Raw genomic sequence first — 26,321 nt, 5'->3', positions numbered from 1 at the left:
CGGAAAAGGGGGAGCGTCCGCATGAACGATTTTGTCCATCTGCATGTACACAGCGAATACAGTCTGCTCGACGGAGCGGCGAGGATCAAGGAACTGGTAGGGCGTGCGGCCGAGCTCGGTATGAAATCGCTCGCGCTGACCGACCATGGCGTCATGTATGGCGCCATTCCGTTTTACAAAGCATGCCGGGCCGCCGGCATCAAGCCGATTCTCGGCTTTGAGGCTTATTATACGTCGGGCTCACGGCACGACAGGGCCAATCGCAAAGATCAGCCGATCTATCATTTGCTGCTGCTGGCGAAAAACGAGACCGGATACCGCAATCTAATGAAAATGTGTTCGGCCGGTCATTTGGAAGGATTTCATTACAAGCCCCGAATCGATCGTGAGGTTCTGAAGCAGTACAGCGAAGGGATTGTGTGTACCAGTGCTTGCATCGGGGGGGAGATCCCACAGCACTTTCTGAATGGACGACCGGAAGAAGCTAAAGCTGCCGCACTGCGGTACAAAGAGATTTTTGGAGAAAACTTCTACATCGAGCTGCAGGATCATGGAATTGCAGAGCAGAAGAAAGTAAACCCGATGCTGATCGCGTTGGCGGAAGAAATCGGCGTAGAGCTGATTGTCACCAACGATTCGCATTATTTGGCCGAACCGGACGCCGAAGTTCAAGATGTACTGATCTGCATCGGTACCGGCAAGACGGTAGAGGATGAAGAACGTTTGCGCATCCCTACTCGTCAGTTGTACCTGAAAAGCGGCGCAGAGATGGCGAAGTTGTTCCCTCATCTGCCTAAAGCACTGGAAAACACGGCTAAAATTGCGGAGCAGTGTCAGCTGGAAATTGAACTTGGCCGCTCGATTTTGCCTGAGTATCAGCCGCTGCCGGAAGGCAAATCGCCGCAGGAATTTCTAATCGATCTCTGCAGCGAAGGGCTTCGGCACCGTTACGGCAGCATGCCCCAATGGGATGAGCCGGAGTACCGGGCCAAGCTGGATCAACGATTGGAATATGAGCTGGGCGTTATCGGCACGATGGGCTTTTCCGATTACTTTCTGATTGTGTGGGACTTTATCCGTTATGCGCATGAACAAAAAATTGTCACGGGACCCGGACGGGGCTCGTCGGCAGGCAGTCTTGTCGCTTACACGCTCGGCATTACCGATGTCGACCCGATCAAGTACAATTTGCTGTTCGAACGCTTCCTGAATCCTGCGCGAATTACGATGCCCGATATTGATATCGATTTTAGTGACGAACGTCGTGACGAGGTAATTGCTTATGTGACGGACAAATATGGTTCTGATCGCGTTGCACAGATCATCACATTCGGAACATTGGCTGCCCGTGCTGCTGTACGCGACGTAGGACGTGTGCTTGCGCTGCCTTACAGCGATGTCGACAGAACGGCCAAGCTGATTCCTGTACAGGTCGGTATGACGATTGATCGGGCGCTGTCCCAGAATACCGCGCTGCGCGAGCGGGTTGATGCATCGCCCGATACGAAAAAGCTGATCGACATGGCCCGGAGAGTCGAAGGAATGCCGCGTCACGCCTCGACACATGCTGCCGGGGTCGTAATTGCACGAGGCCCACTGACAGATTATGTTCCGCTGCAGGAAGGCGGAGAGAAGACCGCGCTGACGCAGTACCCGATGGAAAGTCTGGAATCCGTTGGACTGCTTAAGATGGACTTCCTCGGCCTGCGTACACTGTCGATCATCGAGCGCTGCCAGAACTGGATTGCAGAGCGTACCGGGGCGGCAGTTGATTTCAAAAAAGTTTCCGACAACGATCCGGGGACGTATGAACTGCTCGGGCGCGGAGATACGACAGGTGTCTTTCAGCTGGAATCTCCAGGCATACGCCGGGTGATGAAAGAAATGAAACCTTCGGTCATTGAAGATATCATTTCCGTTGTCGCTCTGTATCGTCCGGGTCCGATGGAATTCATTCCGAATTATATTCAAGTTAAACACGGAGCGGTAACGGCCGAATATCCGCACGAAGATCTGCGGCCGATTCTGGAAGACACGCACGGCATTATCGTGTACCAGGAACAGATTATGCAGATCGCCTCCACGATGGCCGGATTTTCACTCGGGGAAGCGGATTTGCTGCGGCGCGCCGTATCGAAGAAGAAGCGGGAGACGCTGGATCAGGAACGCGAGCACTTTGTCCGCGGCAGTCTGGGTCAGCATTACAGCGAGGAAGATGCCAACAAGGTATACGACATGATTGTTCGTTTCGCCGATTATGGATTCCCTCGTGCTCACGCTGCGGCTTACGGTGTGTTGGCGTTCCAGACCGCCTATCTTAAGGCGCATTATCCGGTCGAATTTATGGCGTCGATGCTTGCGGCGGTTACCGGCAACCATCGCAAGGTAGCCGAATATGTCGTGGAGACCCGACGGATGAATATTCCGGTACTGCCGCCGGACGTGAACAAGAGCGGCATGCTGTTTACACCTTCGGAAGAAAACGGAATACCGAGCCTGAGATTTGGACTGGCTGCAATCAAAAATGTCGGGACCAATGCGATTCGCAATTTGATGGAAGAACGTGCGAAGCAGCCTTTCGAAAGTTTGCTCGACTTCTGCAGACGGGTCGATCCGAAGACATGCAACCGCCGTGTGATCGAGGCGCTGATTCAAGCCGGCGCATTCGATTCGCTGCCGGGACACCGTGCGCAGCAGCTTGCCATGCTGGACGAAGCGCTTGATGCCGCCGCCAAGTGGCGCAAGGAACGCGAAGATTTTCAGATCCAGATGTTCGACTTTATCGAGACGCCGAACTGGGAGATCGAATATCCTGATGTACGTGAGTATACAGGAACGGAGCAGCTTGATCTGGAACGCGAACTGCTGGGTTTGTATTTGTCCGGGCATCCGTTGGACGATTACGAGCGGACGCTGGATGAGACCGGGGCCCAGAAGCTGATGGAGCTGGGCGAGGCTCCCGATGAAAGTCACACTGTAACGGCGGGGATGGTCGTCAGCCTCAAAACGATTACGACCAAGCAGGGTAAGGCAATGGCCTTCGCCGAGATCGAAGATCAGATCGAGCGCTGCGAACTCGTGCTGTTCCCCGAAGTGTGGAAGCGGAGCCAGGAAGCGATGCTGCCGGGCGCTCTGATTGCACTGCGAGCGAAGGTGCAGCAGCAGGACGAAGGGTTCAAGCTCCTTGCCGACACGGTACTGCCGCTTGGCGAAGAAGCCGTGCGCGGTCTTCTCGCCCGCAGCGAAGCACGCGGTGCCGCTCAAAGTCAGGGCCGTCCTGCCCGAACTTCCCGCAGTACAGCAAACGCCGCTTCGGCAGACGCAGTCAAGCCTTCAGAGAAAGGCGGACGGACTCATTCATCCGTCTCGGAGGCTCCGCCTGGAGCTTCCGGCAGTGCAGCCTCTGCTGCGGTAAGGCCGGATGTGCCGACGCAGCGCGTCTTCATCAAGATTGCGGAAGGCCGCCGGAATCCAGAGCTGCTCGAAGCGCTTAAAGCTATGCTGCAGAATCATCCTGGACCCATGCCGACGCTTCTTTTCTATGAAGACACCCAGAAGCTGATTGCTCTGAGCGACGCTTACCGAATTCAGCCTTCTCCGGAATTGTTTGCACAAATGGAAGGGCTGCTCGGCAGCGGAACGGTCCGCGTGAAATAAGATTTGTTCGCTGTTGATATTTGTAGAGCCGGCGCGTCTTGTACAGGCATGCCGGCTTTGCTCTTTCGTCCGTTCTACGGTGCCCAGACCGATTCTGTTGCTAAAAAAAACAGCCTTATGGTATCATTAAGCCATTATGCGGGGATACGGGTTCATTCGGGCAGTCGACAAGGGGGACATATTTGTTCATGTGGACGGTGATTTATATCGCCTCTACCGCTAAAAAGGCGGAGAAGCTCAGTAGCAGGCTGACCGACGAAGGATTTCTTGTCAAAATCCGTCCCGTCAACATGTCCAAACAGCAGTTCGAGATTTTGGTCCCTTCCGGCGAGCTTGAAGAAATTCAAGAGGTGCTGAATTTTATTTTGCATCCCTAAAAGCTGCCGGTTCCGGCCGGGATCAAGCGCGAGAGTGAGCACGGTGTCAAGATCGACCTTCAAGGCGAGGCCCGCCAAATAACGGCTGAAGAGGTGTAGTGGTGTTCAAGGATTTATTTCAGAAAAAGAGAAAGTACGCAACCCTTCCTCCCGACCGTAGTGCCGGTAGCGGCGAAGCGGAGACGCAGCAGCGTCCAAAGCGGGAGATACCGGAAGGGCTTATGAATAAATGCAGCAAATGCGGCACTATCCAGTACAGCAAGGAACTGGAGAAAAATTTGAAAGTATGTCCTTCCTGCGGTCATCATATGCGGCTGAACGCCATGGAGCGCATAGCAATGACTCTGGATGAAGGCAGCTTCGTTGAGCATGACAACGATGTTGTTTCGATCGATCCTCTCGAATTCCCGGGCTATGCCGGTAAACTCGAAGAGCAGAAGCTGAAATCGGGATTGAATGAAGCGGTCGTTACCGGCGAAGGTGCTATTAATGGTCAGCCTGTCGCAGTTGCGGTCATGAGCTTCGACTTTTTCAGCGGAAGTATGGGATCGGCAGTCGGCGAAAAAATCACACGGATTATCGAACACGCCGGAGAATATGGTTTGCCGCTCATCATTTTCTCAACTTCGGGCGGAGCACGTATGCAGGAAAGTATCCTCAGCTTGATGCAGATGGCTAAGACGAGTGCTGCTTTGGGGCAGTTTGCGGAAAAAGGCGGACTGTATCTGTCGGTTATCACCGATCCTACGATGGGCGGAGTGTCAGCCAGTTTCGCTATGCTTGGAGATATCATCATCGCGGAACCGAAAGCCGCATTCGGCTTCGCCGGTCGCATTGTCATCGAGCAGACGATTCGTCAGAAGCTGCCCGACGACTTCCAGACAGCTGAATTCAATATGCAGCATGGACAGCTGGATTTGGTCGTGCATCGCAAAGAAATGAAAGCAATGCTGGGCAAATTGATCGGCATGCACAGTAAAAAGGAGGGGCTCTAAACGAATGGCAGGGGAATTGACGTTTGAACAGCCTCTTGTAGAGCTGCGCAAGAAGATCGACGAGCTTAAGCAGTTCGGACAGGAAAAAGGGATTGATTTCAGTGACGAAATCTCCCGGCTGGAGGAGCGCTATGCGCAGCTTCAGCATGAAATTTATACGAATGTAACACCGGCCCAGAAAATGCATTTGGCACGTCACCATCAGCGTCCGACGACGCTTGATCTGATTCCTTATGTGTTCACGGATTTCATTGAACTGCACGGAGATCGGCTGTTCGGTGACGATATGGCGGTTGTAGGCGGCCTAGCGCGTTTCCGCGGTACGCCGGTCACGGTTATCGGTCATCAGAGAGGCAAGGACACGAAGGATAATATCGCCCGTTTCTTCGGTAGTCCCCATCCTGAGGGATTCCGGAAAGCGCTGCGGTTGATGCAGCAGGCGGAGAAATTCGGCCGTCCGATTATTACGTTTATTGATACTAAAGGCGCCTATCCCGGCAATACGGCGGAGGAGCGGGGTCAATCCGAAGCGATTGCACGCAATCTGCGCGATATGGCGATGCTTAAAGTACCGGTAATCTGTGTCGTAATCGGCGAAGGAGGCAGCGGAGGCGCTCTTGCGCTCGGCGTAGGCAATCGCGTTCTGATGCTGGAAAATGCGATTTATGCGGCAATTTCGCCGAACGGAGCGGCCTCTATTTTGTGGAAGGATGCTTCCAAGGCGGATCAGGCGGCAGAAGCGATGAGAATTACCGCTTCAGACCTGCTGGAGATGAAAGTAATCGAAGACATTGTGCCGGAACCGCGGGGCGGAGCGCATCGTGATTACGAAGCGACGGGATTGGCGATTCATGAATCGTTGGCTCGCCATCTGGATGAATTGGCATTACTGGACGAGCAGGGTCTGATTAATGACCGTTACGAGAAATTCCGTAAGATCGGACAGTATGCTTCCGGACGGATTTTACCGAATTCCTGAGCAATTTTTACTTTTAAAACCTATACAAAATCGCGTTTTTAGTGTAGATTTAATTGTTGGTGAGGATTTTATGACCATCCGCAAACCGACTTCCGAACGCGAATCACAGAGAGGTCGGGGCACTGCGCACCGGTCTCTTTTTTCATGTCCGGGGCAGATCGATGGCAATAAATTTTCCGTTTGTAGAAAGAAGCAGCAAAACAGACAGAGAGTCTCCTTAAGAGACCCAAACAGAGATCGTCAGAGATCATAAAACGGAGGAACCCAAATGCGCAAAACGAAAATCGTATGTACGATCGGACCGGCAAGCGAATCGCTGGAAAACACAAAGAAATTGATTATGGCGGGCATGAACGTCGCTCGAATGAACTTCTCCCACGGTGATTTCGAAGAGCACGGCAACCGCATTAAAAATATCCGTCAGGCGTGCCAAGAACTCGGCAAGAGCGTTGCTCTGCTGTTGGACACCAAAGGGCCGGAAATCCGCACAGGCAAAATTGCGGTCGAGCCGCTTGATCTGGTAGAAGGCGAAAGCATTACGCTGACGACGGAAGAAATCGCTGGCGACAAAAATCGTCTGTCCGTATCTTACCAAGATCTGCCGAATGACGTATCGGTTGGTTCCACAATTCTGATCGATGACGGCCTGATTGGCCTGACGGTTACGGAAGTGGAAGGTACGGAAATCAAGTGCAGCATCGTTAACGGCGGACAAATCAAAAGCCGTAAAGGCGTGAACGTACCGGGCGTAAGCATTTCGCTGCCAGGTATTACGGAAAAGGATACAAACGATATCGTATTTGGTATTGAACAAGGCGTTGACTTTATCGCCGCTTCGTTCGTCCGCAAAGCGAGCGATGTGCTGGAAATTCGCGAGCTGCTGAAAAAGCACAACGCAGAGCACATTCAGATCATTTCCAAAATCGAAAACCAGGAAGGCGTCGACAACCTGGATGAAATTCTGGAAGTATCCGACGGCCTGATGGTTGCCCGCGGCGACCTGGGCGTTGAAATTCCGGCGGAAGAAGTTCCTCTGGTTCAAAAGCAGATGATCGAGAAGTGCAACCGTGCCGGCAAACCGGTTATCACGGCAACACAAATGCTCGATTCCATGCAGCGCAATCCACGCCCGACTCGCGCTGAAGCGAGCGACGTGGCTAATGCGATCCTTGACGGAACAGACGCAATCATGCTGTCCGGCGAAACAGCTGCCGGCAAGTACCCAATGGAATCGGTACAAACGATGTCCCGTATCGCGGAGAAAGCGGAGTCTGCAATGGCTAACCGCGAGATCCTGAAAAAACAAAGCGAAGCGCAGCAAAAATCCGTTACCGAGTCGATCAGCCAATCGGTTGCTCACGCGGCATGGAACCTGGACGTCAAGGCGATCGTGACTTCGACGCAGTCGGGTACAACAGCGCGTATGATCTCCAAGTACCGTCCAATCGCTCCAATCATCGCGGTAACGACACAGGAGCAAACGCTGCGTCGTCTGGCTCTCGCATGGGGTGTCATTCCGGTCAAAGGCGAAGTTGCCGAAACGACAGACGAACTGTTCGAAAGCGCCCTACAGGGTGCGAAGAAATCCGGTCTGGTTGAAGACGGAGACCTGGTTGTCATTACGGCAGGCGTGCCTCTCGGCCGCTCCGGATCCACAAACTTGATCAAGGTTGATCACATTCACTAAGCTTTCTTTTGAAAAGCTTTATGCCTCAGCGGCCGGTTCCATCCTTGAGATGGAACCGGCCGCTTTTTCATGCGTATAATCTTCTATGCGAAGCATTATCGCTTGCGATGGATGAGTCGTTCGCGACTCAATCTCCAAGGTCGCCGTGAAGGCGGCTTTTTCCTTGTCTCGCTTTTCCGAGTATGGCAGGATTGGAAATCGGGGGTCCGTTTCGTATACAATAAATAGACAGGCTTAAAGACGCAGGACAAAGGAATGAGGCGTTCTGTCGATATAATGAGGAGTGGAAGGCATGGTCGATATGAAAGCGAAAGAATCCCTAACAAAGGGACACTGGTTTCGTACCGGATTGAAAGTGCGTTACCAGGAGACCGACAAAATGGCTGTCGTTTATCACGCCAATTACTTGAACTGGTTTGAGATCGGACGGACGGAGATGATTCGGGGGATGGGATTTTCGTACAGGGAGATCGAAGAACAGGGCATATACCTACCAGTGCTTGAAGTTCGATCACGTTTTGTCAATCCTGCCCGTTACGATGACCGGATATGGATTTATACACGTATCAGCGGATTTTCGCCACTGCGCCTTGAGTATGAATACGAAGTCCGCCGCTGCGAAGATGAGGAAGAATGGAGTACCGAGACTGCGGAATTTGGAAATGAAGAGCGTCCGGGTACCCTGCTTAATACAGGCAGCACCGAGCATGTCTGGCTCAGTTCCGATTGGAAGCCGATTCGATTGAGCAAAGCGGCGCCGGATTTGTACGGGGCGCTCGCAAACCGGCTTGCTGCAGGAGCGGCCGACGAACAAGGGGGAACCATGAATGAAAAATAAAATGTCGCTGCTGTTTATTCTCGCTGTAATTATTGAAGCTGCGGCTTTCGTTTGGCTGATCGATACTTTCGGATTTTTTAAGACAATTGTTCTAACGCTGGCTACGACGGTAATCGGCATCGCAATGGTACAATTTGAGGGAAGAAAAGCGATGAACGATCTTAAAATGCTCGCCGAAAGCGGACAGCCGCCCGGCCGCAAACTGGTTGACGGCGTATGCATCATGGCTGGGGGGGCCATCCTGATTGCCCCTGGTCTTATCACCGATCTTATCGGAATTTCGCTTGTTTTCCCGCTGACCCGACCTCTTTATCATCGTGCAGCCATGCGTTGGATCGAGAAACGCATGAAGAAAGGAAATATTACGTTTTACCGTCGTTAATTTTTGTTTTTCTACAGCCGTCTGCCCCGAGCAGACGGCTTTTAACGTTTTCCAAAACTTGCAAACGCTTGCTCTCTCCTGTAACATATATCATTGTAAGGGGTTGCAAGAATCGCTTATCGCTGCGATAAAACAATTTGATTCCCGTTAAGTGTGCAGAAACGTTCAAAAAATTGACAAAATCCGGTATGATGACAATGAAGTGACGTTACATGCCTTGTTGTTTTTGAACAGGATGCCGGAATCAGGAACCAAGCCGTTTGCCGGCCGTTAAAAACGGTTACAAAAACTTGGGGTGTGTTTTCGAGTCCGTATGGTGGGCGACGCAGGGGAGTGAAAACATACCATGCACCCCCAAAAGTTAACGCCTGCATTTATCCGTTCCATTCACAAAGGAGAGATGTACGATGACAGCGACTAAAGGTCTGGAAGGCATTGTAGCCGCAACTTCCTCGATCAGTTCGATCGTGGACGGTGTGCTTACATACCGGGGGTATAACATCGACGATCTGGCCGCCAACGCCTCGTTTGATGAAGTGGCTTATCTGCTCTGGCACGGCATGCTGCCGAATGAAGAACAGTTGGAGAAGCTGCGGAGCAACCTGCAGCGTTATGCAGCGGTTCCGCCTCAGCTGCTCGAGCAGATGAAGCTGTATCCAAAGGATATGAACATGATGGCTGCGCTGCGTACGGCGGTATCCGCTCTTGCACTCTATGATGCGGACTCCGATGATATGAGCCGCGAAGCGAATGTGACCAAAGCCGAGCGTCTTCAGGCGCAGCTGCCGACTCTGGTTGCCGCACTGTCGCGTATTTCCGAGGGTCAGGAGCCGATTGCTCCAAAAGATGGCCTCGGCCTAACCGAGAATTTCCTCTACATGATGAGCGGTGAGATGCCGGAACAGACGGCGATCGAGGCATTGGACAAGGCGCTTGTCCTGCACGCCGATCATGAGCTGAACGCTTCGACATTCGCTTCCCGTGTTACAGTAGCTACGCTTTCGGATATTTATTCCGGCGTAACTTCTGCAATCGGCGCTTTGAAGGGACCGCTGCACGGCGGCGCCAACGAAGCAGTTATGCGTATGCTGGAGGAAATCGAGACTCCTGATAAGGTAGAAACGTACATTCAGGACAAGCTGAACAATAAAGTCAAGATCATGGGCTTTGGACATCGGGTCTACAAAAACGGTGATCCGCGTGCAAAGCATTTGATGGAAATGTCCCGTCGTCTCGGCGAAATGAACGGCGATTCTTCGCTCTACGAAATGTCGGTCAAGATCGAAGAACTGGTAACTTCCCAAAAAGGATTGAAGCCTAATGTAGACTTCTACTCCGCTTCTGTCTATACGATGCTGGGCATTCCGCGCAAACTGTTCACACCAATCTTTGCGATCAGCCGCGTATCGGGATGGACCGCACATATTTTGGAGCAGTACGAAGATAATCGTCTGATCCGCCCGCGTGCCGAGTATGTAGGCGAGCTGGACCTGACGTACGTGCCTCTCAAACAGCGTTAAGATTAGGATAGCAAAAAGAACCGCCCGGCAGCTTTGCAGGCGACGGGCGGTTTTATTTTGGCCAAAGAGATTTGTATCGGTATAAAATCTGGCTCTTATGGGCTACAATAGAAAAGACTGCGGGTTTTAGTGCGTTTAAAACGTGCCTGGCCCGAACTTCATCACCACTTCAAAGGAGGAATTCCATTCATGTCTACTTTTGAAAAATTCACTGCACCGACCGAGGGAGAAAAAATTCAGATCGAAGAAGGCGGTAACCTGCTCGTTCCGAATAATCCGGTTATCCCGTTCATCGAAGGCGACGGCACAGGGCGTGACATCTGGAAAGCTTCCAAGCGTGTGCTTGACGCAGCTGTAGAGAAAGCTTACGGCGGCGAGAAAAAAATTGCCTGGTATGAAGTGTTTGCAGGCGAGAAAGCATTCAATACATACGGAGAATGGCTGCCGGCCGATACGCTGACGGCTATCCGTGAATATACTGTAGCGATCAAAGGACCTTTGACGACGCCAATCGGCGGCGGAATTCGTTCCCTGAACGTAGCACTTCGTCAGGAGCTGGATTTGTACGTATGTCTGCGTCCGGTACGCTACTTTGCCGGCGTACCTTCGCCAGTGAAGCGTCCTGAACTGGTTGATATGGTTATTTTCCGTGAGAATACGGAAGATATCTATGCAGGCATCGAATACCAGGAAGGCAGCGAAGAAGTCAAGAAAGTGCTGGAATTCCTGAAAAACGAAATGGGCGTCAACAAAATTCGTTTCCCGGAAACGTCGGGAATCGGTATCAAGCCGGTGTCGGAAGAAGGCTCCAAGCGTCTGGTTCGCGCGGCAGTTCAGTATGCCGTTGACCACGGCCGCAAGAGCGTAACGCTCGTACACAAAGGCAATATCATGAAGTTCACCGAAGGCGCGTTCAAAAACTGGGGTTATGAAGTGGCTGAAGCGGAATTCGGAGATAAAGTCTTCACATGGGCACAATATGACCAGATCAAGGAGCAGGACGGTACAGATGCGGCAAATGCAGCGCAGAAGGCTGCCGAAGAAGCCGGAAAAATCATCGTAAAAGATGCAATTGCCGACATCGCTCTGCAGCAGGTACTGACTCGTCCAACAGACTTCGACGTGATCGCGACGCTGAACCTGAACGGCGACTACCTGTCCGACGCTCTGGCTGCACAGGTAGGCGGCATCGGTATTGCACCTGGCGCCAACATCAACTATGTAACGGGTCACGCCATTTTCGAAGCGACGCACGGTACAGCTCCGAAATATGCGGACAAAGACGTTGTAAACCCGGGTTCGGTTATTCTCTCGGGCGTTATGATGCTGGAACATCTGGGCTGGCAGGAAGCCGCTCAACTGATCTATAACGGACTGGAAGCGTCGATCAACAACAAAACAGTCACTTACGACTTTGCCCGCCTTATGGAAGGTGCAACAGAAGTGAAGTGCTCGGAGTTCGCCGACGAAGTCATCCGCAACATGAAATAATAGCGTTTGACACGCGGACGGAAAGTAGCCGGCAACGGCCCGCTTTTCCGTCCGCTATTTTTTTGGCTTGATCCTAAAATAGATTTCACCAGGGAGGTATCATCCTTATGACCATCGTACGCAAAAAGATTACGATTGTCGGTGCAGGCTTTACAGGCGCTACCGCTGCGTTAATGATTGCGCAAAAAGAACTCGGAGACGTCGTACTGCTTGATATCCCACAACTCGAAAATCCGACAAAAGGCAAAGCGCTCGATATGCTGGAAGCTTCTCCTGTTCAAGGATTTGATGCGCGCATTACAGGAACATCGGATTACGAGGAAGCCCGAAATTCTGATCTGGTTATTATTACGGCAGGCGTTGCACGTAAACCTGGTATGAGCCGCGACGATCTGGTCAGCACAAACGCGGGCATTGTCTGCTCCGTCTGCGAGCGGATCAAAGAAGTTGCTCCCGAGACGACAGTGCTTGTCCTCAGCAATCCGGTCGATGCAATGACGTATGCGGCTTACCAGACGCTCGGATTTCCGAAAAATCGGGTAATCGGGCAGTCGGGCGTTCTCGATACGGCCAGATACTGCACGTTCATTGCCGAAGAGCTGAACGTGTCGGTCGAAGATGTAAGAGGTTTTGTACTGGGCGGCCACGGGGACGATATGGTTCCTCTCGTGCGTTACTCCAGTGTCGGCGGCATCCCCATCGAAACATTGATTCCAAAAGAACGAATCGCAGAGATTGTGCAGCGTACTCGTGTCGGCGGCGGAGAGATTGTCAATCTGCTCGGCAGCGGCAGTGCCTATTATGCGCCTGCTGCTTCGCTGGCTCAGATGGCCGAAGCGATTCTTAAGGATAAAAAGCGTGTGCTTCCGGTAATTGCGCTGTTGGAAGGAGAGTACGGTTACCATGACCTCTTCTTGGGCATACCGGCTGTGTTGGGAGGAAGCGGCATCGAGCGGATTTTCGAACTTGAATTGACGGACGAGGAGAAGTCGGCATTGGACAAGTCGGCCGATTCGGTACGCGGAGTTATCTCTGTAGTGGCTGCGGGAATGAATTGATATCTGCGCAGGACGCAAAGATGACTCGGGAACAGATGCTTTAAAAGGCTCTGTATACCCGTGTAAGCGAGGCAATTTGTATGGCATGACCAAATGGGCGTCCGCTTCGGCTTTAGTGCCGTAAAACGGGCGCTTTATCATGCCGTTTATATCGCTGACATTAAACGCAGAATGCGGTAAAATGATGCAGAAAGTCCGGTTCGGAAAGTGTCGGGACTTAATAAGAAAAAGAAATTGTTAAGGAGGAGAAGAGATGGATCGATTTATTTTGTTTCTGCACGTGCTAGGAGCCGTAGCCATGGGATTTTATCTGCTGGCCCCGCTAATTGTCGCACAGCTAAGCCGCCTGGAAGGCGAAGCGAAGAAGGGCGTTTTGTCCGTAATGCGCTCGTTGAATACATACGCACAGTTCGGTCTGGTGCTGGAGCTGCTGACAGGTGTATACCTGTTTCTGCAGGGGGACTACTCCACTCTGTGGATCGTGCTGACCTTCGTATTGTTTTTGCTGATCGGTGCATTCGGCGGCATGATGGGCGGTCCGCTGCGCCGGGCACTTAACGGAATCCAGGAACGTCGCGATATTTCTTCGGAATTGAGAAAGCTTCAAGTGTTCAGCACAATGGTCTGCGTATCGTTCGTTGCCATTTTGTTCGTGATGATGTTCCACCGTTGGTTCGCTTAATTTAAATATTGCAGTTTGGCTCCTTTAGCAGAGTGGTAATGAGGATTCGTAAGGACACTCATTTTGCGAAAGGAGCTGTTTTCATGTCTGCAAATGAAGGGAAAATTCAGACGCCACCGGCGCAGCAGCAGAAGCAGGACTCGCACGGCAAAGAAACTGAGATGACACCGCAGCCAATCGTAATTAACGAACACTACAAAGCCGCAGGTAAACTTACCGGAATGACAGCAATTATTACCGGAGGCGACAGCGGTATCGGCCGCTCGGTCGCTGTGCATTACGCCAGAGAGGGAGCCGATGTGGCAATTGTGTATCTGAAAGGACACGAAGATGCCGAGGAAACGAAGAAAATGGTGGAGGCCGAAGGCAGAAGCTGCCTACTGCTGTCCGGCGATATTGGCGACGAAATGTTCGCTCAAGAGGCGATCCGGCGCACAATGGATAAATTCGGGAAGCTCGACATCATCGTTAATAATGCCGCCGAGCAGCATCCTCAGTCGTCAATCGAGGACATTACAGCGGAGCAGTTGGAACGAACGTTTCGGACCAATATTTTTGCCATGTTTTACTTGACCAAGGCAGCGCTCCCGCATCTCAAAGAAGGCTCGTCGATCATCAACACGACATCGATAAATGCTTATCGGGGCAACGCCGGCCTGCTTGATTACTCGTCTACCAAAGGTGCGATCGTCAGCTTCACCCGCTCGCTGTCAATGAACCTCGCGGAGCAAAAAATCCGGGTCAACGGCGTAGCGCCGGGACCGATCTGGACACCGCTCATTCCATCAACGTATCCGGCTGAAGAAGTGAAGTCGTTTGGCGGAAATCAGCCGCTCGGACGAGTTGGTCAACCGGCAGATTTAGGCCCGGCATACGTTTATCTCGCTTCGACAGATTCTTCCTATGTCACGGGGCAGGTTATTCACGTTAACGGCGGCGAAGTCATCAACGGTTAGGAAGTCGGTAAATCGGGAAGACTTGGCTTATTGTGTCTATTTTGGTATTTGATGTTTGGTGTTCGGATAACTGTGGTAATTATGGAACGGAAGCTAAAGACAGCCGAAGACCAACACGAAGGGAGTTTTCAGAGATGCCAACCAACGAACAGCAAGCCAACGAAATGAAACCGAAAAGTCCGCCTGCCCAGCAGCTTGAAGGACATGGTACCGAATCGGAAATGACGCCGAGACCGGAATATATTTCTCCAACTTATAAAGCCGCGGGCAAGCTTCAAGGTATGACCGCCCTGATTACCGGAGGAGACAGTGGGATCGGCCGCTCCGTAGCTGTACACTACGCCAAAGAAGGCGCCGATGTCGCAATTTTGTACTTCAGTGAACACGGGGATGCGGAGGAGACTAAGCGTCTTGTTGAAGCCGAAGGCAGGCAGTGTCTGCTTCTGGTAGGCGATGTGGGCGACGAGTCGTTCGCACAGGAATCGGTCAAGCGCGTAATTGACAAGTTCGGCAAACTCGATATTCTTGTTAATAACGCTGCCGAGCAGCATCCGAAAGAGTCGCTGACCGACATCACGGCAGAGCAGCTGGAGAGAACGTTCCGCACGAATATTTTCGGAATGTTCTTCATGAGCAAAGCGGCACTGCCTCATTTGAAAGAAGGCTCTTCCATCATCAATACAACGTCGATTACGGCTTATCGGGGCAGCCCGGAACTGCTGGACTATTCGTCCACTAAAGGTGCAATCACAAGCTTCACCCGTTCCCTGTCGATGAGCTTGGCAGAGAAAAAGATTCGGGTCAACGGCGTAGCGCCGGGACCGATCTGGACACCGCTGATTCCGGCAACATTCCCGGAAGAAAAGGTCGAAACATTTGGCGAGAGTCAGCCAATGGGCCGGATGGGACAGCCATCGGAACTGGGACCGGCTTACGTGTACCTGGCTTCGCCGGACGCTTCCTACGTAACGGGACAGATTATTCACGTCAACGGCGGCGAAGTCGTCAACGGCTAATTAAAAGCCGCTTTTATAGATGAAATCGGAGAGAGGCCAATATAAGCCAAAGGCCGATTTTCCTAAGGACAATAAGAAAAAACCGTTCCCACATCGCGTTATGCGATGACGGAACGGTTTTTTCATGCTTTGCTTTGTCTTGTCTTATCTTACTTTGTTTAATCTTGCTTTTTTATTTGCAGTGCTTTGTTAGGTTTTAATCAGAAGCCGGAAAGCTCAGCGAATCAGCGGATCTCTGGACGTTGAGCTTCTTCGCCGATCTGTGCAGACAGTTCATCGAGTGTCATTTCGAATGCAGGCGCGAGGTGTTTAAGGAAATACTCGACTTCCGGCATAGCCGACTCGGCCAATTTTTCTTCGGTCTGCAGTTTGGCAACGGCGAATTCCCGGTTGCCAGCTGCAACTTCCCAGGCACATTTAAGGTAAGCATCGATTCGATCTGCAGCTTTGACGTACGCATGAAGCTGTCGGTCTTCCTCATTCGGCTCAGTCGTACCGATCAGCGGAGCATAGACGGCTTGAAGGGGTTCCGGAACCATTGCAGTCAGACGCTGCGCGCCCATCTGCTCAATCAGTCGGAAGTTGGACAGCAGCGCCTCGTTATGGTGCTTGACAGGCGTAGGAATATCGCCTGTGAATACTTCGGGAGCATCATGAAACAGAGCCAATGCTGCAGCCCGATCGGCATTCAGCGACTTGCCGTACAGTTCATTGCCGATTGTACAGAGCAGATGGGAGAGCAGCGATACATGATAGGAATGTTCAGCTACATTTTCGGTCATCGTACTGCGCATCAGGCTCCAACGCTTAATATGTTTAAGACGATATAAATAAGCGGAAAATGGATAAGTAGTCAATTGCGGCACCCTTTCTTTTGCGGCTTTCTCGACTTTCGGTCTTCAAACTTTGTGGTAAGATAAGAAGACACGTTATCCATTATAGCAGGATTGAAAGGAAGGGGCGCAAGTGAAAGTTGCAGCATGGAAGCGTGAGGGCAGCACTGCATGAAGAAAAAAGCTCTGGCGTTCAGCAGCTGGGTGGATCGGGGCATGTTCTGGATTACACCGCTAATGCTCGTGCTGGGCTTGGTTTTCTCCAAGCCGTTTCTTCCATGGGTACCTGCTATTCCGTATTTGTTCGCCTATATCACTTTCGTAATGGGGGTCGGCTGCGGCCGGGAACATCTGAGACAGGTATTCGCACGGCCTATGCCCATTGTGCTGACTTTGGTACTCAGCCACCTGGTTGCACCGCTGGCTGCGTTCGGAATTGGCAGTGTACTGTTTGGCGCTTCCTCAGCGTATACGGTCGGTCTGGTACTATTCACTATTATTCCGCTCGGCGTCTCATCTGTACTCTGGATCGAGCTGTCGGGAGGCAGTCTTGCGCTCGGATTGGCTATGGTGCTGCTCGATTCTGCGCTCAGTCCTATTGTCGTTCCCGGATTGATCCAACTGTTCTTCGGTGCGGAGCTTACGTTCGATACACTTCATCTGATGCGCGACCTGCTGCTGATGGTTGTTGTACCGACTGCGCTGGGTGTCATCATTTATGAACGTTCCGGCGGCAAATTCAAGCAGAAGGCCGGACCGGTGCTGCTGCCCATTTCCAAAATTTTTTTCATGCTTGTCATTGTGCTGAATGCGGCCGGTATCGCTCCCTATGCTTACGAGCTGCGCGGAGATCTCGCTGCGGTGATTCCGTCCGTGCTGTTTTTGGTTGCATTTGGCTATGTGCTTGGATATTGTGCGCCCCTGCTGCTCAAGCGGCGTACGCCCGAGCTGGCGGTGACGATTTCGTTTGCGGCGGGGATGCGCAACAATTCACTGGGGCTCGTGCTTGCGCTGGGTTACTTTTCGCCGCAGGCCGCCGTTCCGGTTGTGCTGGCCATTTTGGTCCAACAGCCGCTTGCTACACTGCATCAACTGCTATTACGCAAGTTTAAACCGTATCCGTCGAAGGAGAGCCTGCATTCATGAAACCTTTTCGTTCCCGCTTAACTTTGATTTTGCTGCTTTTGGTCGGTATTTCGGTATTGGCTGCAGGCCTGACGATGGCCAAGGTATTCCGGGATTCGCACATTGCTTCACTGGAAGATTATATGGCTAGGGAAATCAGTCTATTGGAGGAACTGCTGGATCTTCCGGCCGCTCCCGAAGCGGATGATAACCTTCCATCCGTATTCGTGGCCGAAGCCAAGCGTCTTGGAGAGCTTACGGACTCGCGTGTTACTTTTATAGCGCGAGATGGACGAGTACTCGGCGATTCGCTGAGCGATCCGGCTTGGATGGACAATCATCTGCAACGCGAGGAGATTCGGACATCGAGTCCGGGTAACCCTGGACATGTGGTGCGATACAGCGACACCCTCGGCCACAACATGCTGTATGTAGCAGCTCCTATTGTTTCCGATGAAGGCTTCGATGGTTATCTCCGTTTGTCGATGAGTTTGGATATTGTTGGAGAGGGCCTGCAGCGAGGTTGGATCATCATGGGAAGTGCACTCGTTATACTTTTCCTGTTTGCAGCCCTAGTCAGCTATCGATTGGCGGCAGGGTTAACCCGTCCGATTGAACATATTATGGATACCGCCAATCGAATTTCAAAGCTTGATTACGACGCAAGAGTAGGGGCCATGCGCCGGGACGAAATCGGTCAGCTTGGCGCTTCGATTGATAATATGGCCGACAGTCTTCAGGCACAGATGCATACGATACGTGATAATGAAAGTTTGCTGCAAAATGTATTGGATAATATGACCGGCGGTATTCTGATGATTGACGTGGATGAAAATATTGGTCTGGTCAATCGTCAGGCCGAGCGTATGCTCGGTATCCGTGCCGATCGAGTCGTCGGACGCACCTATCTTGAACTCAAGCGCTTCTATGAGCTGACACGCTTCATTGAAGAAGGGCTGCAGCGGAAAGCTCGAATGCACGACGAGCTGACGCTGTTCGTACCGGAAGAAAAGCTGATCTCGCTGGACGGCGTTCCAATGACAGTGGCGCATGACGAGTCCTACCATGGCATGCTGTTCCTATTTCAGGATGTATCGGATATCAGGCGGCTGGAACGGATGCGGAGCGAATTTGTCGCAAACGTTTCGCACGAGCTTAAAACGCCGGTCGCTGCCGTTCAGGGTTTTGCAGAGACGCTGCTGGCCGGCGGAGTGAAGGACGAGGATACGGCACGCTCTTTCCTTAAAATTATTTATGATGAGGGCAATCGGTTGAACCGGCTGATCGGAGATATCCTTGATTTATCAAAGATCGAGTCGCGCCGTATCCAGCTTGATTATGCGCCGGTTCATGTACTGACATTGTTCCAGTCGGTCGGCAATGTACTTGAGGGCACGGCAGAATATAAGCGTATCGAAATTCGTATCGATGTACCGGAGGAACTCTTTATCGAAGCGGATGAAGACCGATTGCGGCAAATTTTTATTAACCTGGTCGCCAATGGAATAAGTTATACGCCGGAAGGCGGAAGAATTGTAATTAAAGCTGAAGAGTTTACGGATGAGGAGTATGAAGACGAACGTATCCGGTTCAGCGTATCCGACAACGGCATCGGCATTCCGAAAAAAGATCTGCCGCGCATTTTTGAACGCTTTTATCGGGTGGACAAGGCGCGTTCGCGCAGCTCGGGCGGAACTGGACTGGGACTGTCGATCGTCAAGCATCTGGTCGAACTTCATCGTGGAACCATTTCGGTCGAAAGCGAGCTTGGTATCGGAAGTACCTTTATTGTAGAACTGCCGATCCTACAGGAAAATCCTTAAATTTTTACACAGAGTTAACAATGCCGTGATATGCTGATGAAGGTCAAAACAAGGCGTATGCGCAACCAGGCCGTTGATCATCCGAAAATTGTAAAATTAAGGATGAACGGCTTGCGATTGATGCAAAACGCCGGAGGCAAATGAAATGGGGGATCGAGCCAATGGCTAGGAAACTGCTCGTCATCGAAGACGAGCCGACGCTGTCCCGGTTGATTTCTTATAACCTGTCCCAGGATGGCTACGAGGTCGTACTCGAAGAGCACGGAACAGGTGGGTACGAAAGGGCGCGCAGGGAAGCATTCGATCTGATCCTGCTCGACCTGATGCTGCCCGGCATGAGCGGAATCGAAATTCTGGAGAAGCTTCGCGGATCCGGTGTTAAGACGCCAATTGTCATTCTGACAGCCAAAAATGCGGAAGAAGACATTGTGCTCGGACTGAAGCTCGGCGCTGACGATTACATTACAAAGCCGTTCGGCGTTTCGGAAATGTTGGCACGTGTCGGCGCAGTTATTCGCCGAACATCGGGCGAAGAGACGGAATATGCGGTACCGGCCGCATCCGAATCGAAAATCAGCCTGGGTGCGCTGACCATTTATCCGGATAAATACGAAGTAACGCTCGGTCAACAGGCGATCAACTTGAGACCAAAAGAATTTGAAGTTCTGTTGTACCTGGCACGTAAGCCGGGCGTTGTTATGACACGAGACGATTTGATGAATGCTGTATGGGGATTTGATTATATCGGCGGACAGCGCACCGTAGACGTACATGTAAGTTCTTTGCGGAAAAAACTTGAACTTGATCCCGGATCGGTACATATCGACTCGATTCGCGGCGTCGGCTATAAACTTGTTGTAGCTCAGGCCAAAGTAGACTCCAGACCGTCCCTTTAAGGGAAGGTTGGAGTCTTTTTTTGCGTCTTTTTACCTAATCTTAACCCGGCGTTGATGTAAAGAGAACGAGAAAACTATATAATGAAAGAAAAAATGATGGGGGAGAACCATTAATGCCGGAAGCTGGGATCATGGAGAAAGAAGAGATAGGTCTAAAGTTTCGATTGGAGCAAGTTACATCCGAAGTTTTATCCGCTTCTTTCGATAACGGCGTCAGTCTGACAGAAACAGTGCAGCACTTGGAAGCACAAGAAGAGGGAGAACTTACATATGCAGAGTCCGAGGGGAACCCTTTAGACCCGGTATTGGCGGATTATATGCGGCAGGCTCCGGTGATCGGCCCCGAGATGAGCTGTTTTGAGGCGCTCCAGGTATTTAAGCGGGAACCGGGCGCTCCCTGCGTGGTGGTCTGCTCTGCTGCCGGTGAGCCTATGCTGCTTCTTATGCGCGATGCCTTCTATCGTAAGCTTACCGGACGTTTTGCACCTGAGCTGTTCTATGACCGTCCGGTTGCGGAAGCGGCTGGAATGCCTCCGCTCCTGGCTGAAGCTTCCATGTGTCCCGGCGAACTGCTTGATGTTGCTTTGGCAAGGGATGACGAATCGTTTGCGGACTGCGTCGTGCTGACACGCGGCGGAGTTTATGAAGGTGTGCTTACTGTAAGAGATATGATTCGCCTGTCGCGAGATCTGCAGGAGCAGGCCGCGCAGGAGCGCCAGAATCAGATCGCAGGAAGCCGGCATATGCTTGGACGAGTGGCCGGATCGCTGTCGGAGATTCACGGTGCCGCAGGCAGCGTTGTGAATGAAGCGGAGCGGATGAGCCGCCGGACAGAGGATGGACGCAGAGCGCTTGCTGATGCGGAACGCGCATTCGCAGAAGCTTCGGAAGCGATCGCCGGCCAGCGCAGCTCAATCGGCAGTATGCTGTCCTGCGCCAAAGAGATCGCCGAAGCAACCGGTTCTATTCGCGGTATTGCCGGTACCAGTTCGCTGCTGGCATTAAACGCCTCAATTGAGGCTGCGCGCGCAGGCGAAGCTGGACGGGGATTTGCCGTAGTTGCCGGTGAAGTACGTGCATTGGCCGAATCGACTCGGCTGCTGTCAGATGAAATCGGCAGTCTGCTGGATCGTATGAACCTGCTCAGCATGGGAGCTGCTAACGGCATGGAAGAAGCCGAGAAGCGCATACGCGGAGCTGCTAAACAGATGGAAGCCGCTGATGGGGAATTCCGGGAAGTCTCAGGATCGGCGCGCAGTTCCGAAGAGGGAGGGCGCTTTACATTTGGTTTGACACAAAGTGCATTGCAGGAGATTGAAGTGGTTAGACAGGCGTTGGAGCGTTCATTGGGCGGCAGATAACAAAGTAAGCCGTATTTTCAATGAATTTTACTCTGCGTTTACAATTCTTCTTAATGTCCTTAACATTCCAAAGATAAACTGGCTTGAGGAGAACCGCGAAGGAGACTCAGAAGAATGGAACCGATTATCCGTACCGAAAACTTGGATCTGTATTACGAGCAATTTCATGCACTTAAAAGCGTCAACCTGGATATTCCCGAAAAAGCGGCAACTGCCTTTATCGGTCCTTCGGGCTGCGGCAAGTCGACGCTCCTCCGGACACTGAACCGGATGAACGATCAGATTGCCGGAACCCGGATTGAAGGACTGGTGTCCCTCGGCGGCGCTGACATTTACGATAAGAATATGGAAGTGGAATCGCTGCGCAAACGTGTAGGCATGGTATTCCAGCAGCCGAATCCTTTTCCAAAATCCATTTACGAGAACGTAGCCTACGGACCGCGTCTTCAAGGGATCAAGAAGAAGTCCGAATTGGATGAGATTGTTGAAGAAAGTTTGAAACAAGCAGCACTGTGGGACGAAGTCAAAGACTTCCAGAAACGCTCGGCTTTGGGCTTGTCCGGCGGTCAGCAGCAGCGTCTGTGCATCGCACGCGCGCTTGCCGTAAAGCCTGACGTTCTGCTGATGGACGAATCCACTTCGGCGCTTGACCCAATTTCAACAGCTAAGATTGAAGAACTGATTCGTCAAATTAAAAATCGTTATACTATTGTTATGGTTACACACAATATGCATCAAGCGGCTCGGGTTTCTGATAAGACCGTCTTTTTCCTGAATGGCGAGGTCATTGAAGCGGCGGAAACAAAAACCTTATTCTCCACGCCGGAAGATTCGCGCACGGAAGATTACATTTCCGGCCGGTTTGGGTAAAGAACATATAATAAGGTAAGGAGGTTGTTGCGATATGGCCCGCAGAACAGACTTTGACGAGGGATTGAATCAGCTTCGTGAACTGCTAATCAGAATGGGTACACATGTGGACGGAGCGTTAAAAGAAGCTGTTGAATCGCTCAAAAATTCCGATCTGGCAAAGGCTGAAGAAGTCAATCGCCGGGATGCCGAGTTAAACGCGATGGAAGAAGAAATTTTGGAACTCGGTTCGCAGCTTATCATTACGCAGCAGCCCGTTGCAAAAGACCTTCGCCGAATTATTGTAGCGTTTAAAATCTCAAGCGATTTGGAACGGATGGGCGACCTGGCTCGTGATATCGCTAGAGTAACAATTCGTATGGACGGACAACCTTTAGTGAAGCCGTTAATTGACATTCCTCATATGGCGAGCATTGCTTCCACGATGATCTCGGAATCGATTCGTTCGTATATGGATGAAAATACCGACCTTGCTTACAAAATGGCAAAAGATGATGACGAAGTCGATGAGCTGTATAGCGCTATGCTGCGCGAACTGTACACGCTGCTGCTCGACAAACCGGAATCCGCGCCTCAAATGATGCTGCTCCAAATGGTCGGTCGCTACATTGAACGGATTGCTGACCATGCGACCAATATCGGTGAAAATGTTGTCTTTCTCGTAACCGGCCGCCGGCCGGACCTTAATTCGTAATTTTTAACACGATTCGTATTGATGCCCGCTTTCCGGTGCTCCCTGCCGGCAGAGCGGGTTTTTCGTTTGGGATTTATTGAAGCCTATACCTGAATGGTCCTGGCCGCTGGGCTGAGGATTTTCGCTGGCGGTTATTACGTCGGCTGCAGGGGCTGCCTATTGATAGTCAGGCTCGGATTGTTAAAAGCAAAGACTGTAAGAGCATATGAGAGGGGCGGCTTTGTCCCGGTTTTACTGCCGGTCTTTCGCAAACGCGGGGTTCGGCTTTTGCTGCGTTTAATGATATGATGGAATTACGAAGATTACACCTACGGAGGTTGCGCATGGACAAATTAATGATGATCGACGGCAACAATTTGATCTACCGGGCTTTCTACGGTATTACTGCTCCGCTGCAGACGGCCGATGGGCGGCCGACCAATGCGGTATACGGTTTTATGCTGATGCTGCTTCGGCTGCTCCAGGACGAGAAACCAACACATATTCTGGTTACGTTCGATGCGGGTAAGACGACATTTCGACACGAGACGTTCGGCGAATACAAAGCGGGACGTCAGAAGACACCGCCAGAGCTCAGCTCGCAGTTCCCTCTGTTGAAAGAACTGATCGAGGCCCTCGGCATTAAGCAGTACGAACTGACAAATTATGAAGCGGACGATATTATGGGTACGCTTGCGAAGCGGGCGGACAGCGAGAAGTGCGAAACGGTCATTGTGAGCGGCGATCAAGACGTACTGCAGCTTGCTTCGGAATACGTAAGAATCAATCTGCTCAAAGGCAAAGGAGTTGGCGATGTGCTGCCTCATGGGCCTGAGCAGATTAAAGAGCGTTTTGGTCTGACACCGGAGCAGATCATCGATCTTAAAGGGCTGATGGGCGACTCGTCCGATAACATTCCTGGTGTGCCGGGAGTCGGAGAGAAGACGGCACTGAAACTGCTGCACGAATACGGCAGCGTTGAAAATCTGCTTGCAAATACCGACAAATTGAAAGGCAAGCAGAAAGAGCGGATCGAAGAGAACGCGGAAAGCGCGAGAATGAGCAAAAAGCTGGCGACTATTTTCTGTGATGTGCCGCTGCCAATCGAGTGGAATGAGCTGGCCTATGCCGGTGCGGATCGCGAAGCGGCGGTACCTGTTCTGCGCAAGCTGCAGTTCAACTCGCTGATCGAAAAAATTCCTTATGCGGACGGAGGCGAAGGTGCGGAAGCAAATGACGATCCTTTTGCAGAGCCTGCTTCGAAAGCCGCCGAGCGCCCATCACTCGACGTACGCATTGCGGACGAAGAATCGCTTGGCGAACTGGCAGAATTCCTGCCGAATGTGGAAGTGATCCATGCCGAAACACACGGCGACAACCCTCATCATGCCGAACTGGTCGGACTGATGCTGCACGGGGGAGAGCGTTACTATTACGTGTCCTTCGACCTGCTCAAATCTCCGAAAGCTTCGCCGGTACTGGACTGGCTGGAAGATCCTGCGGCGTCGAAAAGCGGCTACGACCTGCACCGGCTTGATCTGGTGCTGCATTGGCATGGTATCCGATTTGCAGGTGCGGCGTTTGATTCCCAGCTTGCGGCGTATTTGATTGATCCGACGGAGACCGCGACAAATGTCAGCGGACTGGCGGTCAAATACGAACTTCCGGCGCTAACTGAAGACGATGAAGTTTACGGACGCGGGGCCAAGTTCACTTGGCCGGACGCGGAGACGTTGGCTGCACACTCGGCACGCAAAGCGGAAGCGATTGAAGCGATTATTCCTAAGCAGCGGGAGCTGCTGGAAAGTTTTGAAATGAACCGATTGTTCTTCGAACTGGAGATGCCGCTGTCACGTATTCTTGCGGATATGGAGAAGCAGGGCATCGCGGTCAATCCGGACGATCTGGAAGCATTGGGCGGAGAGTTCGAGATTGAAATCAAGCGGCTGCAGTCCGAGATCTACGAACATGCCGGTATGGAATTCAATATCAATTCGACGCGTCAGCTCGGCGAGATTCTGTTCGACAAGCTGGGGCTTCCGGTGAAAAAGAAAACCAAAACCGGCTATTCGACCGATGCGAAGGTGCTGGAAGAATTGGCACCTTATCACGAAATTGTACGGGTGATTTTGCAGTACCGCCAGCTGTCCAAGCTGCAGTCGACTTATATCGACGGCCTGCTGAAAGAAATTCGTCCGGAGACGGGTAAGGTCCATACGTATTATCGTCAAGCGCTTACCGCGACCGGACGTCTCAGCAGCCAGTATCCGAATTTGCAAAATATTCCGATCCGGTTGGAAGAAGGCCGTAAAATTCGCAAAGCGTTTGTGCCATCAGAACCGGGCTGGACCATTCTGGCAGCGGACTATTCACAGGTCGAACTGCGGGTTCTGGCACACATCTCGGATGATGAGCGATTAAAAGATGCCTTCCTGAACGATATGGATATTCATACGAAAACGGCGATGGACGTATTCGGTGTAACGAAAGATCAAGTAGACTCGAATATGCGCCGCTCGGCCAAAGCTGTTAACTTCGGCATTGTATACGGAATCAGTGATTACGGATTGTCGCAAAATCTTGGGATTACGCGGAAGCAGGCTGCAGAATTCATTGAGCAGTATTTTGCCGTATTCAAGGGCGTACAACAGTATATGCACGATATCGTGGAAGAAGCGAAAAAGGACGGTTACGTCAAAACGCTGCTGGAACGCAGACGTTATCTGCCGGATATCCATAACCGGAATTTCGCTCAGCGCTCATTTGCGGAACGTACGGCTATGAATACACCGATACAAGGTACCGCCGCGGACATTATCAAGCTGGCGATGGTTCAGGTGGATGCCGTACTTCGCGAGCGCGGACTGAAAAGCCGTATGCTGCTCCAAGTACATGACGAACTGGTTTTCGAGGTTCCGGAAGACGAGCTGGAGCTGATGAAAAAGCTTCTGCCGGAAACAATGGAAGGTGCACTGAAGCTGTCCGTGCCACTGAAAGCGGATGTCAGCTTCGGCAGCAACTGGTACGAGGCCAAATAAAATTAAATTAAAAGCAAAATTAAAGCAAATTCAAATCAGAGAACGTCTCAGAATCAGTCCGCGA

Annotated in this window: 21 protein-coding genes; 20 read left to right on the top strand and 1 reads right to left on the bottom strand. The window is 51.7% G+C overall.

Annotated elements, in window-relative coordinates:
- Nucleotides 1-21 precede the first annotated feature (21 nt).
- The 13 genes from F456_RS0102075 to F456_RS0102015 all read left to right on the top strand — a co-directional run bounded on the left by F456_RS0102075 (nucleotide 22) and on the right by F456_RS0102015 (nucleotide 15,638).
- On the top strand, nucleotides 22-3,657 hold the full coding sequence (locus tag F456_RS0102075; protein ID WP_018975345.1) for a DNA polymerase III subunit alpha: 3,636 nt from the start codon (nucleotides 22-24) through the stop codon (nucleotides 3,655-3,657).
- 188 nt (nucleotides 3,658-3,845) lie between these two features.
- Nucleotides 3,846-4,034: a hypothetical protein gene (locus F456_RS0102070; RefSeq protein ID WP_018975344.1), complete on the top strand. Its 189-nt coding sequence runs from the start codon at nucleotides 3,846-3,848 to the stop codon at nucleotides 4,032-4,034.
- 101 nt (nucleotides 4,035-4,135) lie between these two features.
- On the top strand, nucleotides 4,136-5,029 hold the full coding sequence (gene accD / locus F456_RS0102065; RefSeq protein WP_018975343.1) for an acetyl-CoA carboxylase, carboxyltransferase subunit beta: 894 nt from the start codon (nucleotides 4,136-4,138) through the stop codon (nucleotides 5,027-5,029).
- A 4-nt stretch (nucleotides 5,030-5,033) separates the two neighbouring features.
- Nucleotides 5,034-6,008, top strand: coding sequence for an acetyl-CoA carboxylase carboxyltransferase subunit alpha (locus F456_RS0102060; RefSeq protein ID WP_018975342.1), 975 nt, complete (start codon nucleotides 5,034-5,036; stop codon nucleotides 6,006-6,008).
- Between the two features lie 268 nt (nucleotides 6,009-6,276).
- Nucleotides 6,277-7,695, top strand: a complete 1,419-nt coding sequence (gene pyk, locus F456_RS0102055) for a pyruvate kinase (protein ID WP_018975341.1) — start codon at nucleotides 6,277-6,279, stop codon at nucleotides 7,693-7,695.
- 301 nt (nucleotides 7,696-7,996) lie between these two features.
- Nucleotides 7,997-8,533, top strand: a complete 537-nt coding sequence (locus F456_RS0102050; RefSeq protein WP_040924887.1) for an acyl-CoA thioesterase — start codon at nucleotides 7,997-7,999, stop codon at nucleotides 8,531-8,533.
- Nucleotides 8,523-8,915: an FxsA family protein gene (locus F456_RS0102045; RefSeq protein WP_018975339.1), complete on the top strand. Its 393-nt coding sequence runs from the start codon at nucleotides 8,523-8,525 to the stop codon at nucleotides 8,913-8,915. Before F456_RS0102050 ends, F456_RS0102045 begins: the two co-directional genes overlap by 11 nt.
- A 407-nt stretch (nucleotides 8,916-9,322) precedes the next feature.
- A complete protein-coding gene (gene citZ, locus F456_RS0102040; RefSeq protein WP_018975338.1) occupies nucleotides 9,323-10,435 on the top strand; it encodes a citrate synthase in 1,113 nt (370 codons plus the stop codon).
- 189 nt (nucleotides 10,436-10,624) lie between these two features.
- On the top strand, nucleotides 10,625-11,926 hold the full coding sequence (icd, locus tag F456_RS0102035; protein ID WP_018975337.1) for an NADP-dependent isocitrate dehydrogenase: 1,302 nt from the start codon (nucleotides 10,625-10,627) through the stop codon (nucleotides 11,924-11,926).
- A gap of 107 nt (nucleotides 11,927-12,033) precedes the next feature.
- Nucleotides 12,034-12,984 carry a malate dehydrogenase gene (gene mdh, locus F456_RS0102030; RefSeq protein ID WP_018975336.1) on the top strand — a complete coding sequence of 317 codons (951 nt, stop codon included), beginning with the start codon at nucleotides 12,034-12,036 and terminating at the stop codon, nucleotides 12,982-12,984.
- Nucleotides 12,985-13,237: 253 nt separating this feature from the next.
- Nucleotides 13,238-13,666 carry a hypothetical protein gene (locus tag F456_RS0102025; protein ID WP_018975335.1) on the top strand — a complete coding sequence of 143 codons (429 nt, stop codon included), beginning with the start codon at nucleotides 13,238-13,240 and terminating at the stop codon, nucleotides 13,664-13,666.
- 83 nt (nucleotides 13,667-13,749) lie between these two features.
- Complete coding sequence (locus F456_RS0102020) at nucleotides 13,750-14,622, top strand: SDR family oxidoreductase (protein WP_018975334.1); 873 nt, start codon at nucleotides 13,750-13,752, stop codon at nucleotides 14,620-14,622.
- Between the two features lie 134 nt (nucleotides 14,623-14,756).
- Nucleotides 14,757-15,638, top strand: coding sequence for an SDR family oxidoreductase (locus F456_RS0102015; protein ID WP_018975333.1), 882 nt, complete (start codon nucleotides 14,757-14,759; stop codon nucleotides 15,636-15,638).
- Between the two features lie 224 nt (nucleotides 15,639-15,862).
- On the opposite strand, the gene yfbR is transcribed toward F456_RS0102015, so the two are convergent.
- A complete protein-coding gene (gene yfbR, locus F456_RS21580; protein ID WP_040924844.1) occupies nucleotides 15,863-16,495 on the bottom strand; it encodes a 5'-deoxynucleotidase in 633 nt (210 codons plus the stop codon).
- A gap of 147 nt (nucleotides 16,496-16,642) precedes the next feature.
- Between yfbR and F456_RS0102005 the strand changes: the two genes are divergently transcribed.
- The 7 genes from F456_RS0102005 (at nucleotide 16,643) to polA (ending at nucleotide 26,257) form a co-directional block, all read left to right on the top strand.
- Nucleotides 16,643-17,617, top strand: coding sequence for a bile acid:sodium symporter family protein (locus F456_RS0102005; RefSeq protein WP_018975331.1), 975 nt, complete (start codon nucleotides 16,643-16,645; stop codon nucleotides 17,615-17,617).
- Nucleotides 17,614-19,419, top strand: coding sequence for a two-component system histidine kinase PnpS (gene pnpS / locus F456_RS0102000; RefSeq protein WP_018975330.1), 1,806 nt, complete (start codon nucleotides 17,614-17,616; stop codon nucleotides 19,417-19,419). The genes F456_RS0102005 and pnpS overlap by 4 nt, the downstream gene beginning before the upstream one ends.
- Before the next feature lie 161 nt (nucleotides 19,420-19,580).
- The gene (locus F456_RS0101995; RefSeq protein WP_018975329.1) at nucleotides 19,581-20,315 is read left to right on the top strand and encodes a response regulator transcription factor; all 735 of its coding nucleotides are present in this window, start codon (nucleotides 19,581-19,583) and stop codon (nucleotides 20,313-20,315) included.
- A gap of 113 nt (nucleotides 20,316-20,428) precedes the next feature.
- Nucleotides 20,429-21,676, top strand: a complete 1,248-nt coding sequence (locus F456_RS0101990) for a methyl-accepting chemotaxis protein (protein WP_018975328.1) — start codon at nucleotides 20,429-20,431, stop codon at nucleotides 21,674-21,676.
- A 114-nt stretch (nucleotides 21,677-21,790) separates the two neighbouring features.
- Nucleotides 21,791-22,546, top strand: coding sequence for a phosphate ABC transporter ATP-binding protein PstB (gene pstB / locus F456_RS0101985; protein ID WP_018975327.1), 756 nt, complete (start codon nucleotides 21,791-21,793; stop codon nucleotides 22,544-22,546).
- A gap of 34 nt (nucleotides 22,547-22,580) precedes the next feature.
- Complete coding sequence (phoU, locus tag F456_RS0101980) at nucleotides 22,581-23,240, top strand: phosphate signaling complex protein PhoU (RefSeq protein ID WP_018975326.1); 660 nt, start codon at nucleotides 22,581-22,583, stop codon at nucleotides 23,238-23,240.
- Nucleotides 23,241-23,563: 323 nt separating this feature from the next.
- Complete coding sequence (gene polA / locus F456_RS0101975; RefSeq protein WP_018975325.1) at nucleotides 23,564-26,257, top strand: DNA polymerase I; 2,694 nt, start codon at nucleotides 23,564-23,566, stop codon at nucleotides 26,255-26,257.
- The last annotated feature ends 64 nt before the right edge of the window (nucleotides 26,258-26,321 follow it).

This window comes from Saccharibacillus kuerlensis DSM 22868 (genome assembly GCF_000378145.1).
Lineage (GTDB): Bacteria > Bacillota > Bacilli > Paenibacillales > Paenibacillaceae > Saccharibacillus > Saccharibacillus kuerlensis.
This window is presented reverse-complemented; position numbering and strand designations above follow the sequence as displayed.